Raw genomic sequence first — 11,711 nt, 5'->3', positions numbered from 1 at the left:
GCTCTGGCGGTTCAGTGCGGGACGCGGATGTGCGTTACCGGGGTCGGATCGGATACCAAGGGCCCATGGCGGTCCTCGTCGCGCTCGGCGCGTTCCTGATGACGCTGGCCGGCGGCTGGACGGCACAGCGGGTCACCGACCGCCGCCATCTGGTCCTCGGACTGGCCGGCGGCCTGATGCTGGGCGTGGTCGGCCTGGACCTGCTGCCGGAGGCCCTGGAGGCGGCCGGCACGGAGGTCTTCGGCGTCCCGGCCGCGCTGCTGCTGTTCGTCGCGGGCTTCCTGCTGGCCCATCTGGTCGAACGCCTGCTCGCCGTACGACAGGCCGCGCACGGCGCGGAGGAGCACGACGGCCGGGCCCCCGAGGTGGGTCTGACGGCCGCCGCGGCGATGGTCGGCCACAGCGCCATGGACGGCGTCGCGATCGGCGCGGCCTTCCAGGTGGGCGGCGGCATGGGCGCGGCGGTCGCCCTCGCGGTGATCGCCCACGACTTCGCCGACGGCTTCAACACCTACACGATCACGAGCCTGTACGGGAACGCCCGCCGCAGAGCCGTGGCCATGCTGGTCGCGGACGCCGCGGCCCCGGTCGTGGGCGCCGCGTCCACGATGTTCGTCACCATTCCGGCGCAACTGCTCGGCGGCTATCTGGGCTTCTTCGGCGGCGCGCTGCTCTATCTGGCCGCCGCCGAGATCCTCCCCGAGGCCCACCACGAACACCCCGCCCGCTCGACCGTGCTGTGCACGGTCGCGGGCGTGGCCTTCATCTGGCTGGTGGTGGGCCTGGCCGCGTGAGGGGCCGGGTGCGGGACTGGGTACGGGACCTGGTCTCACAGCTTGCCGCCCCGCCCGCCCTCGCGCCGCGCGGGCGCGATCAGCGTCGACAGATACGGCAGCGGCTCCCCGTCCAGCTCGGCGGCGGGCCGGATGGACTCCCCGGCCAGCCCGAGTGCCGAACCCCACACCGCGTCCCCGATCCGCCCGGTCTCCCGCAGTGCCTCGGCGACCTCGGCCGCCTGCCGCCCGAACTTGTACGCCACGACGGTCCCCGGACCGGCCAGCGCGTCCTTCAGTACGGCGGCACCGGCGGTGACGGGCACCAGCGTCAACGGCTCGGTGCCCTCGGTCAGCACGGCCCCGGACCTGGCCGCCAGGTCCTGCATCGCGGTGATCCCGGGCACGGTCTCGATGCCCGTCCCCGGCACCAGCTCCGCGATGGTCTGCGCGAGGTAGGTGAAGGTCGAGTACACGTTCGGGTCACCGATGGTCGCGAAGGCGACGGTCCCGTGCTTCCGCAGCAGCTCGGCGACCTGCTCCCCGGCCGCGTCCCAGGCGGCCTCCCGGCGCGCCCGGTCGGACCGCTCGTTCAGCGCGAACACGACCCGGACGACCTTCTCCACGGGCACGTAGTGCAACACGGTCGCCTCGGCGCGCCCGCGCTCACCGCCGTCTTTTCCATCAAACGCAGCCATGACGGGTACGACGACGACATCGGCGTCCCGCAGCGCGTTGACGCCCTTCACGGTCACCAGTTCCGGATCCCCGGGACCCACCCCGACCCCGACCAACCTGCGCTCGCTCATGACGTCCGGCACCTCTCCACGAACCTACGGGCCACACCGGGCTCGGCCGCCCAGTGCGTGTGCAGATAACTCGCGTGCACACCTTGTTGTACGAAGCCTTCGATCCGCCGGTCGGGGCCGCGTACGCCCCACGCGGGGGCCGCCCCCGCGCCCGGCTCGACGACGGTCCGATGGAACTCGTGCCCCCGCATCCGCGTTCCGGCCGGCGCCAGCACACTGTCGCTCACGGCGACGGCATCCCGGTAGCCCAGGGTGAGCCGCTCCGACATCCGGGCGGTGGCGTCGAGCACCCCGCACATCGGGAGGCCGTCCAGCTCCCGGCACAGGTACAGCAGCCCGGCACACTCGGCGGCGACGGGCGCGCCACGCTCCGCGAGGGCGGCGATGTCCTTCCTGAGGGAGTCGTTGGCGGCCAGCTCGCCGGCGTACACCTCGGGAAACCCGCCCCCGACGACCAGGCCGGCGGTCCCGTCGGGCAGCCGCTCGTCGCGAAGCGGATCGAAGGGTACGACGTCGGCACCGGCGGCGGTGAGCAGCTCGGTGTGCTCGGCGTAGGAGAACGTGAACGCTTCACCTCCGGCGACGGCGACGACCGGCCGTGGCCTCTCAACCAACCGAGACGAGTGGTTGTGGGTGGGCAGGACGGGGGTCCAGGGGGTGGAGCCCCCTGGGACGGCACCGGCAGTACGGGCAAGGTCTTCCAGGGCGGCCAGGTCACATCCGGCGGCGACCTGGGCTGCCATCGCCCGGACGGAGTCGACCGCCGCACCGCGCCGTTCGGCGACCGGAACCAGCCCGAGGTGCCGAGAGGGCGTCTCCACCTGCGCAGCCCGCCGCAAGGCGCCCAGCACCGGCACCCCGACCGACTCCAGCGCCTCCCGCAACAACTCCTCGTGCCGGTCGGAGGCGACCTTGTTGAGGATCACGCCCCCGACCCGCACCTGCGGATCCCAGGACACGAACCCGTGCACCAGCGCCGCCACCGACCGCGACTGCGACGAGGCGTCCACGACGAGCACCACCGGCGCCCGCAGCAGCTTCGCCACATGGGCGGTGGACGCCAGTTCACCCTCCCCGGCGGCCCCGTCGTACATCCCCATCACACCCTCGACGACGGCGATGTCACACCCGGACGCACCGTGCGCGAACAGCGGGCCGATCAACTCCGGCCCGCACAGATACGCGTCGAGGTTCCGCCCCACCCGCCCGGTCGCGAGCGCGTGGTACCCGGGGTCGATGTAGTCCGGCCCGACCTTGTGCGGGGACACGGCGAGCCCCCGCGCGGCGAACGCGGCCATCAGCCCCGTGGCAACGGTGGTCTTGCCGCTGCCCGAGGAGGGCGCGGCGATGACCAGCCGTGGGACGGACGACATCACCACTCGATGCCCCTCTGCCCCTTCTGCCCGGCGTCCATGGGGTGCTTGACCTTGGACATGTCGGTCACGAGGTCGGCGAAGTCGACGAGCTTCCCGGGTGCGTTGCGCCCGGTGACGACCACATGCTGCGTGCCCGGCCGGTTCCGCAGCACCTCCACGACCTCGTCGGTGTCCACCCACCCCCAGTGCATCGGGTAGGCGAACTCGTCGAGCACGTACAGCTGGTACGTCTCGGCGGCCAGGTCCCGCTTGACCTGCTCCCAGCCCTCGCGGGCCTTCTCCTCGTTGTCCATCTGCGCGTCGCGCTGCACCCAGGACCAGCCCTCGCCCATCTTGTGCCAGGCCACGGACCCGCCCTCGCCGGAGTCACCGAGCACCCGCAGCGCCCGCTCCTCGCCGACCTTCCACTTCGCCGACTTGACGAACTGGAACACCCCGATCGGCCACCCCTGGTTCCAGGCGCGCAGCGCGAGCCCGAACGCGGCGGTGGACTTGCCCTTGCCGATCCCGGTGTGCACGACGACCAGCGGCCGGTTCCGGCGCTGACGCGTCGTCAGACCGTCATCGGGTACGACACTCGGCTGTCCCTGCGGCACTACGCGGCCCTCCTCGAACGACTCTGGACGTCCTTCACCAGCCCGGCGATCGAGTCCGCCCGCAACTCGTCGAGCGTCACCGCCGTACCTCCCAGCTCATCCGCGAGCTGCCCGGCGAGCCCCAGCCGCACCGGCCCCGACTCGCAGTCCACGACCACCGACGCGACACCGTCGGCCGCGAACAGCCGGGCCGCCCGCCCCGCGAGCGCGACGGGCTCGGGCCCGCCGGTGGCCCGTCCGTCGGTCACGAGCACGACCAGCGCGCGCCGCGCCGGATCCCGCAGCCGCTCCACCCGCAGCACATCGTGCGCCCTGAGCAGCCCGGCGGCGAGCGGAGTGCGCCCACCGGTCGGCAGCGACTCCAGCCGGACCGCCGCCGTGTCCACCGACGACGTGGGCGGCAGCGCCACCTCGGCCGCCGACCCCCGGAACGTCACCAGGCCCACCTTGTCCCGCCGCTGATAGGCGTCGAGCAGCAGCGACAGCACAGCGCCCTTCACGGCGCTCATCCGCTGCCGGGCCGCCATCGACCCGGACGCGTCCACGACGAACAGCACGAGGTTCCCCTCACGCCCCTCCCGGGTCGCCTGCCGCAGATCGTCCCGGCGTACGACGAGCCCCCGCCCGGACCGCCCCCGCGCCCGCTGATGCGGAGCCGCGGCCATCACCGTCGCCGCCAGGTGCAGCTTGGTCAGGGCACCTTGGGGGCGCCGCGCACCCGTGGTCCGTCCGTGCTCGGTCCGCGCCCGCGAACGCCGCCCGGCGGCCCCCTCACCGATCCCGGGCACGCTCAGCACCTTCGTACGGAACGGCTCGGCGGCCCGTACGGCGGACTGCTCCCCGGCACCGGAGGACTGCGGCTCGCCGTCCTCGCCCGGCTCGGGAGAGGCTCCCGTGTCACCGCCCTGCGGGCCGCCGTCGTCCGGGGCGGGCTGTCCGCCGTCACCACCGCCGCCGCCGGGCCCGTCGGGATCGGGGTCGGAGTCGTCCTCGCCGGAGAACTCCTCCAGCGTCTCGTCGAGCTTGTCCTCGTCAAGTCCCGGCGCGTCAAAGGGATTCCGGCGCCGGCGGTGCGGAAGCGCCAGCAGCGCGGCCTGCCGTACGTCCTCGGCGAGCACGTCCGTCCGCCCGGCCCAGGCCGCCAGCGCCGTGGCCGTCCGCGCCATCACGATGTCGGCCCGCATACCGTCGACCTCGAACGCGGCACAGGTCGCCGCGATCTGCCGCAGCGCCCCGTCGCCCAGCCGCACCGACGGCAGCAACTTCCGCGCCGCCACGATCCGTTCGCGTACGGCGCTCTCCTCGTCCGCCCACCGCTCGGCGAACCCGGCCGGATCGTCGTCGTAGGCGAGCCTGCGCCGGACGACCTCCACCCGCTGGTCGGGCTCCCGCGAGGCGGCCACCTCCACGGTCAGCCCGAACCGGTCGAGCAACTGCGGCCGCAGTTCGCCCTCTTCGGGGTTCATGGTGCCGACGAGCAGGAAGCGGGCGGCGTGCCGTACGGAGACGCCCTCGCGTTCGACGTACGAGGCGCCCATGGCGGCGGCGTCCAGCAGCAGATCGACGAGATGGTCATGGAGGAGATTGACCTCGTCGACGTACAGGATCCCGCGGTGTGCGGCGGCGAGCAGGCCCGGCTCGAAGGCCTTCACGCCCTCGGCCAGCGCCCGTTCGATGTCCAGCGCGCCCACCAGCCGGTCCTCCGAGGCACCCACGGGCAGCTCGACCATCCGCGCGGGACGCGTCTCGAACGCGGGCTCGTGCGGCCCGTCCGGGCACCCGGGGTCGGGGGAGCCGGGATCGCAGGAGAACCGGCAGCCGACGACGACCTCCAGCGGAGGCAGCAGCACCGACAGGGCCCGCACGGCCGTGCTCTTGGCGGTGCCCTTCTCGCCGCGCACCAGCACCCCGCCGACCGCAGGCGACACGGCGTTCAGCAGCAGCGCGAGCCGTAGATCGTCCTGGCCGACGACGGCCGTGAAAGGGAAGGGAGTTGTCACTGGTCGCCCTCCAAGTCGCCTTCCAGCTCGAGGTAGGTGGCCCGCAGCCGCTCGATCGTGTCGGCGTCCGGCTCGGCCCACAGCCCGCGGTCCGCGGCCTCCAGGAGCCGCTCCGTGATGCCGCGCAGGGCCCATGGGTTGGACTTCTTCATGAAGTCCCGGTTCTCCGCGTCGAAGACGTACTCCGCGCTGAGCTTCTCGTACATCCAGTCGTCGACCACGCCCGCCGTGGCGTCGTAGCCGAAGAGGTAGTCGACGGTCGCCGCCATCTCGAAGGCGCCCTTGTAGCCGTGCCGCCGCATCGCCGCCATCCAGCGCGGGTTGACCACCCGGGCGCGGAACACCCGGTGCGTCTCCTCGCCCAGGGTCCGGGTCTTCACCTGGTCCGGTACGGCACTGTCCCCCACGTACGCCTCGGGGCTGGCGCCCGTCAGGTGCCGCACCATGGCGACCATGCCGCCGTGGTACTGGAAGTAGTCGTCGGCGTCGACGAGATCGTGTTCGCGGGTGTCGACGTTCTTCGCGGCGACCGCGATCCTCTTGAACGCGGTCTCCATGTCCCCGCGCGCGGCCCGTCCGTCCAGCCCGCGCCCGTAGGCGTAGCCGCCCCAGACGGCGTACACCTCGGCGAGGTCGGCGTCGCTCCGCCAGTTCCGCGCGTCGATCAGCGGCAGCAGCCCCGCGCCGTACGCCCCCGGCTTCGACCCGAAGACCCGGGCGGTCGCCCGCCGCCGGTCGCCGTGCTCGGCGGTGTCCTCGTCGGCGTGGGCCTTCACGAAGTTGCTCTCGGCGGGCTCGTCCAGATCGGCGACCTGGCGTACGGCGTCGTCGATCAGCCCGACCACGTGCGGGAACGCGTCCCGGAAGAAGCCGGAGATACGGACCGTGACATCGATGCGCGGCCGGCCCAGCTCCTCCAGGGAGACCACCTCGAAGCCGGTCACCCGCCGCGAGGCGTCGTCCCACACCGGGCGGCAGCCGAGGAGCGCCAGGATCTCCGCGATGTCGTCGCCCTGCGTCCGCATCGCCGAGGTGCCCCACACCGTCAGGCCGACGGACTTCGGGTACTCACCGGTGTCCTGGAGGTACCGCTGTACCAGTGAGTCGGCGAGCGACTGCCCGACCTCCCAACTCAGCCGGGAGGGAATGGCCTTGGGGTCGACGGAGTAGAAGTTCCGCCCCGTCGGCAGGACGTTGACCAGGCCGCGCGTCGGCGAGCCCGACGGTCCGGCCGGGACGTACCCGCCGTCCAGGGCCTTGAGGATGTGCCCGATCTCGTCGGTCGTCCTCTCCAGCCGAGGCACGACCTCCGCGCAGGCGAACTCCAACACCGCCACGGCATCAGGCAGTTCGGTGCCGAGTACCTTCCGCACCAGAGCCGGGACGGCTGCGCGGTCCCAGCCGTGGGACTCCATCCCCTCCGCCAGCCCCCGGCACAGCTGCTCCAGCAGATCGATCGCGTCGGCCGCCGTCCGCGACGGACCCTCCACCAGATCCGTCAGCTCGACCGAGACCTTCACCGGAGCGCCCGGCTCGGCCAGCAACTCCTTCTCGACCAGCCCGAAACGGGCCGCCAGCGAGGCCCTGAGCCCCGGCAGCGCGTTCGCCTGCCCGCCCCACACCTGCGAGGCCCGCAGCACCGCGAGCACGAGGTTCACGCGCGGCTCACCGACCGGACCGCCGCCGAGGATGTGCAGACCGTCGCGGATCTGAACGTCCTTGATCTCGCACAGATAGCCGTCGATGTGCATGACGAACTCGTCGAAGGCGTCGTCGTCCGGCTGGTCGTCGACATGCAGGTCGTGGTGCAGCTCGGCCGCCTTGACCAGCGTCCAGATCTGCGCCCGCACCGCCGGGGCCTTCGTCGGGTCCAGGTCGGAGACGAGCGCGTACTCGTCGAGCAGCTGCTCCAGCTTCGCCAGGTCGCCGTAGGTGTCCGCGCGCGCCATCGGCGGCACCAGGTGGTCGACGACGGTGGCGTGTCCGCGCCGCTTGGCCTGGGTGCCCTCGCCGGGGTCGTTGACGATGAACGGGTAGATGAGGGGCAGTTCGCCGAGCACGGCGTCCGGCGCACAACCGCCGCTGAGCCCGAGGCCCTTGCCCGGCAGCCACTCCATCGTGCCGTGCTTGCCCATGTGCACGACGGCGTCGGCGCCGAAACTGTTCTCCAGCCAGCGGTAGGCCGCCATGTAGTGGTGGGAGGGCGGCATGTCCGGGTCGTGGTAGATCGCGATCGGGTTCTCCCCGAAGCCGCGCGGCGGCTGGATCATCACGACGACGTTCCCGAACCGGAGGGAGGCGAGCACGATGTCGTCCCCGTCGACGTACAGGTTCCCCGGTGGCTCGCCCCACGCCTCCAGCATGGCTTCCCTGAGTCCCGGGTCGAGCTTGTCGAACCACGCCCGGTAGTCGGCGAGCGGCACCCGCGCGGGCGCCGAGGCCAGCTGATCCTCCGTCAGCCACTCCACGTCATGACCGCCGGCCTCGATCAGCCGGTGGATCAACTCGTCGCCGCCGGAGGGGTATTCGGTGACGCTGTACCCGGCGCCCTTGAGGGCGTCCAGGACCCGTACCGCTGACGCGGGCGTGTCCAGGCCGACCGCGTTGCCGACCCGGGAGTGCTTGGTCGGGTACGCGGTGAACACCAGCGCGAGCTTCTTCTCGGCGTTCGCCTTGTGCTTCAACCGGGCGTGCCGTACGGCGATTCCGGCGACGCGCGCGGCCCGCTCGGGGTCGGCCCTGTACACCGGGACGTCGTCCGGACCCTGCTCCTTGAAGGAGAACGGCACGGTGATGAGGCGTCCGTCGAACTCGGGGATCGCGACCTGCATCGCCGCGTCCATGGGGGACAGGGCGGCGTCGGACGCTTCCCAGGCCGCGTGCGAGGAGGTCAGACAAAGTCCTTGCAGCACGGGCACGTCGAGGTCGGCGAGCGCCCCGATGTCCCACGCCTCCTCGTCCCCGCCGGCCGAGGCCTGCGAGGCGTGCGTGCCGCCGGCGGCGAGCACGGTGGCGACGAGGGTGTCGGCCCGGCCGAGGATCTCGTACAGGCCCGCGTCCGCCCCGCGCAGCGAACCGCAGTACACGGCAAGGGCGTTGGCGCCCCGCGCCTCGACCGCCTCGCACAGGGTGTCCACGAAGGCGGTGTTGCCGCTCAGTTGGTGGGCCCGGTAGAAGAGGACACCGACGGTCGGCCGGCCCTCCACGAAGGCACGCTCGCCGTGGACGCCGTACTCGGGCATCTTCTGCGGCTCGACGAACCCCTCACCGGTCAGCAGCACGGTGTCGGAGAGGAACCGGGCGAGCTCCGTGAGGTTCGCGGGCCCGCCCTCGACGAGGTAGCGCAACGCCTCCGCGACGACACCGGCGGGCACCGACGACTCCGCCATCAGCTCGGCGTCCGGCACCGCCTCGCCGCCAAGCAGCACGGTCGGGATCCCGGCCGCCTTCAGCGCGGCCAGCCCGTCCTCCCAGGCCCGCTTCCCGCCGAGCAGCCGTACGACGGCGAGGTCCGCGCCCTCGACGAGCCCTGGAAGCTCCCGCTCGACATCCACCCGGGTCGGGTTGCCGATCCGGTAGTCGGCGCCGGAGGCGGCCCGGGCCGCCAGCAGATCGGTGTCGGCGGTCGACAACAACAACACTGTGCTCATGCGGGCGCTCCCGGTGGAATGAAAGGCAGTCCTTGCGGCGCGCCCGACTCGATGAGCCGCCAGAGCGCGTCGGTGTCCGCGTGCTGTTCGATCAGGTCGCCGAGCCGGTCGAGCTGCTCCTCGCGCAGCGCGGCGAAGGAGGTGTCGGCGGCCGGCACGAACCGGCGGCCCGCGGCGGTCGCCACCTCGCGCAGGAACGCCCGCCGGAACCCGTCCGACTCCAGCGAGCCGTGCCAGTGGGTTCCCCAGGTCTGCCCGACCCGGCAGCCGTCCAGGCTGTGTCCTTCGTCATCGGAGATGAACGCTTCCCCGCCTACGACATCGGCGACCCCGTGATGGATCTCGTACCCCTCGACCGGCTCGCCGAGGGCTTCGCCCACCGGCCGGGTGAGGGTCTTCTCCCGGGCGAACCTCACCCGCACGGGAAGGACTCCCAGCCCCTCCACGTGTCCGCGCCGGCTCTCGACCTCGTCCTCGATGTGCTCGCCGAGGATCTGGAAGCCGCCGCAGATGCCCAGCACGGGCAGCCCTTCGGCGGCCCTGCGCCGCAGGGCGTCCGCCAGCCCCCGCTCGCGCAGCCACTCCAGCGCCCGTACGGTCCCCCGCGTCCCGGGGATGACGACGAGGTCGGCGTCGGCCAGTTCCTCGGGCCGGTCCACGAACCGCACGACGACACCCGGCTCGGCGGCCAGCGCGTCCACGTCCGTGAAGTTGGACATCAGCGGGATCGCGCAGACGGCCACCCGCAGCACGTCCTCCCCGACGGGCGGGGAGACGTTCGACTCGCGCACGGTCCCGCGCAGCGAGACCCGCAGTCCGTCCTCCTCGTCGATCCCGAGACCGTGCCGGAACGGCAGCACGCCGTAGGTGCGCCGCCCGGTGAGCCCGTGCAGCATGTCCAACCCCGGCTCGAGCAGCGAGACATCACCCCGGAACTTGTTGACGAGGAACCCGGCGATCAGCGCCTGGTCCTCGGGCGAGAGCAGGGCGACGGTCCCGAAGAAGGACGCGAAGACGCCCCCGCGGTCGATGTCGCCGACGACGAGGACCGGCAGCCCGGCATTCCGGGCGATCCCCATGTTCACGATGTCGGTCCGCCGGAGGTTGATCTCGGCGGGCGAACCCGCGCCCTCGCAGATCACCGCGTCGTACGTGCCCCGCAGTTCGGCGAGACAGTCGAGAACCGTTCCGAGGAGTTTCTGCTGACGCCCCCCGTGATAGCCACGGGCGCTCATCTCCCCGACGGGCTTCCCGAGCAGCACGACCTGGCTGCTGCGCTCACCGCCCGGCTTGAGCAGCACGGGATTCATCAGCGCGGTGGGCTCCACCCGGCAGGCCTGCGCCTGCATGGCCTGCGCCCGCCCGATCTCGGCGCCTTCCTTCGTCACGAACGAATTGAGCGACATGTTCTGCGCCTTGAAGGGCGCGACCTTCACCCCCTGCCGCACCAGCCACCGGCAGATCCCGGCGGTGACGACGCTCTTCCCGGCGTCGGAGGTGGTCCCGGCGACCAGCAGGCCTCCGCCCGTCATGACGCAGCCCCCTTGACCGCCGCGGCGACGCCGAGGGCGAGCAGACCGACCCGGCGGGACAGCCGTACGGCCCGCTCGATGTCGTCGGCCTGCACGGCACGCCCCTCCTGGTTCAGTACCGGACGGTGCTCGACCCGGCCGCCGTACGACAGCGTCCCGCCCAGCCGCACCCCGAGCGCCCCCGCGAAGGACGCCTCGACGGGACCGGCGTTGGGGCTCGGGTGCCGGCCGGCGTCCTCCCGCCAGGCCCGCGCGGCCCCGCGCGGATCGTCACCCGCGAGGGCGGCGAGTACGGCGGTGAGCCGCGCCCCCGGCCAGCCGGCGAGGTCGTCGAGGCGCGCGGACGCCCACCCGAAGCGCCGGTGACGCGCGGACCGGTGCCCGACCATGGCGTCCAGCGTGTTGACCGCCCGGAACCCGAGGAGCCCCGGCACCCCGCCGACGGCCCCCCACACCACCGCCCCCACGACGGCGTCGGAGGTGTTCTCGGCGACGGACTCGACGACCGCTCGGGCGACGCCGTCGGCGTCCAGGGCCTGCGGATCCCGCCCGCACAGATGCGGCAGCCGCGCCCTGGCGGCCTCGACGTCCCCCGCCTCCAGCGCCCGCCCGATCACCCGGGCCTCGCGCGCGAGCGAGGTCCCGCCGACGACGGCCCAGGTGGCGGCGGCGGTCAGCGCGACGGAAGCGGCGGGGGAGGACCGTACGGCCCGCTCGGCGACGGCGCCCAGGGCCACCGCCCCGCCCACGCACACGGCGGTGTGCAGCGCGCCCCAGCCGCGGTGGTCCCGCCACAGCGCCCGCTCCACGGCGCCGGCCGCCCGTCCGAACGCGGCGACCGGATGGCCGCGGCGCGGATCGCCGAGCAGCAGATCACCGAGGAGGCCGGCGGCGGCGCCGTACGCGAAGACGCGATCGGCACGCATCGGCTCAGCCGGCCGTGGGGTCGGGCAGTGACCTGGTGCGGTACCTCAA

At 72.9% G+C, this 11,711-nt stretch carries 8 protein-coding genes; 1 reads left to right on the top strand and 7 read right to left on the bottom strand.

Annotation, left to right across the window (positions count from 1 at the left end; genetic code table 11):
- Positions 1-65: 65 nt before the first annotated feature.
- Positions 66-794 (top strand): ZIP family metal transporter, encoded by a 729-nt coding sequence (locus tag ACFPIH_RS20145; protein ID WP_381173629.1) that lies wholly within the window; start codon positions 66-68, stop codon positions 792-794.
- Between the two features lie 35 nt (positions 795-829).
- On the opposite strand, the gene cobI is transcribed toward ACFPIH_RS20145, so the two are convergent.
- Genes cobI through ACFPIH_RS20110 form a run of 7 tightly spaced genes read right to left on the bottom strand, consistent with a single transcriptional unit; the run spans position 830 to position 11,662 of the window.
- Complete coding sequence (gene cobI / locus ACFPIH_RS20140) at positions 830-1,582, bottom strand: precorrin-2 C(20)-methyltransferase (protein ID WP_381173632.1); 753 nt, start codon at positions 1,580-1,582, stop codon at positions 830-832.
- Positions 1,579-2,955: a cobyrinate a,c-diamide synthase gene (locus ACFPIH_RS20135; RefSeq protein ID WP_381173634.1), complete on the bottom strand. Its 1,377-nt coding sequence runs from the start codon at positions 2,953-2,955 to the stop codon at positions 1,579-1,581. The genes cobI and ACFPIH_RS20135 overlap by 4 nt, the downstream gene beginning before the upstream one ends.
- Positions 2,955-3,554, bottom strand: a complete 600-nt coding sequence (gene cobO / locus ACFPIH_RS20130) for a cob(I)yrinic acid a,c-diamide adenosyltransferase (RefSeq protein ID WP_381173636.1) — start codon at positions 3,552-3,554, stop codon at positions 2,955-2,957. The genes ACFPIH_RS20135 and cobO overlap by 1 nt, the downstream gene beginning before the upstream one ends.
- Positions 3,554-5,554, bottom strand: coding sequence for a putative cobaltochelatase (locus ACFPIH_RS20125; RefSeq protein WP_381173638.1), 2,001 nt, complete (start codon positions 5,552-5,554; stop codon positions 3,554-3,556). Before ACFPIH_RS20125 ends, cobO begins: the two co-directional genes overlap by 1 nt.
- Positions 5,551-9,204, bottom strand: coding sequence for a cobaltochelatase subunit CobN (gene cobN, locus ACFPIH_RS20120; protein ID WP_381173640.1), 3,654 nt, complete (start codon positions 9,202-9,204; stop codon positions 5,551-5,553). The genes ACFPIH_RS20125 and cobN overlap by 4 nt, the downstream gene beginning before the upstream one ends.
- Positions 9,201-10,736, bottom strand: coding sequence for a cobyric acid synthase (locus ACFPIH_RS20115; protein ID WP_381173642.1), 1,536 nt, complete (start codon positions 10,734-10,736; stop codon positions 9,201-9,203). Before ACFPIH_RS20115 ends, cobN begins: the two co-directional genes overlap by 4 nt.
- The gene (locus ACFPIH_RS20110; RefSeq protein WP_381173644.1) at positions 10,733-11,662 is read right to left on the bottom strand and encodes a cobalamin biosynthesis protein; all 930 of its coding nucleotides are present in this window, start codon (positions 11,660-11,662) and stop codon (positions 10,733-10,735) included. Before ACFPIH_RS20110 ends, ACFPIH_RS20115 begins: the two co-directional genes overlap by 4 nt.
- Positions 11,663-11,711 lie beyond the last annotated feature (49 nt).

The organism is Streptomyces vulcanius (assembly GCF_042653945.1).
Taxonomy (GTDB): Bacteria; Actinomycetota; Actinomycetes; order Streptomycetales; family Streptomycetaceae; genus Streptomyces; species Streptomyces mangrovi.
Note: the sequence above shows the minus strand (reverse complement) of the source record. Positions and strands in the feature narration are given on the sequence as shown.